Genomic DNA, 825 nt, shown 5'->3' with positions numbered 1-825 from the left:
AAGGCTGGAAAGGCGGCTGCAATAACGCAGGCCGCCTTTCATTTTACCGCCGCCGCTGGCGAAACGCCCTTGCCTTGCGGGCTTCCCTTAAGTCCCGGCCGTTCCTTCGGTCAACTAAACCTGGCGCAAGGCTTCCCCGGCCACACTAACCAGCTCGCCCTTGCATTCGTTGACGCCCGCTTCGGCAAGCTTCACCTGGCAGAGCCGGCCCTGCAGCTCATCGGCTCCTTCAAAGAACACCTGCAGGTAATTGTCGCTGAAGCCGTGCTGGACATCCCGGCGGGGCGCTCCTTTTGCGGATCTCTCCACAATCACCTCAACCGTCTGTCCGACGAATCTCCGGGCATAGGCCAGCTGCATGTCCTCGGACAAGTCGATCAGTTGCTGCACGCGGACATTCTTGATCTCCTCGTCCACCTGATCCTCCATGCGGGCCGCGGGCGTGCCTGTGCGCTTCGAATAAGGAAATACATGCATTTCCGAATAATTGACCGCCTTCATGAAATCATAACCCGCGCGGTACATCTCGTCCGTCTCGCCGGGAAAGCCCACGATGACGTCGGTCGTAATGGCGACATCCGGCATCGCCTGGCGAATCAGCTGCATTTTGGCAAAATACTCTTCGGTCGTATACTTCCGGCGCATCCGTTTCAGCACTTCGTTATGTCCGGCCTGAAGCGGAATGTGGAGATGGCGGCACATTTTGGACGAACGGTTCAGCACATCCAGCAGCTTGCCGTCAATCTGGCTCGCTTCAATCGAGCTGATGCGCACGCGCTCCAGTCCATCCACCTTGTCCAGCTCCCAGAGCAGGTCGGCGAGACG

The 825-nt window shown here is 58.7% G+C and carries 1 protein-coding gene; it reads right to left on the bottom strand.

From position 1 onward, the window contains the following. Window positions 1-114 precede the first annotated feature (114 nt). Window positions 115-825: radical SAM protein (locus tag L692_RS0101545; RefSeq protein WP_025696567.1), on the bottom strand; the 711-nt coding region annotated here is incomplete at its 5' end.

Origin of the sequence: Paenibacillus forsythiae T98, assembly GCF_000520735.1 — a bacterium.
GTDB classification, from domain to species: Bacteria; Bacillota; Bacilli; order Paenibacillales; family Paenibacillaceae; genus Paenibacillus_AQ; species Paenibacillus_AQ forsythiae.
This window is presented reverse-complemented; position numbering and strand designations above follow the sequence as displayed.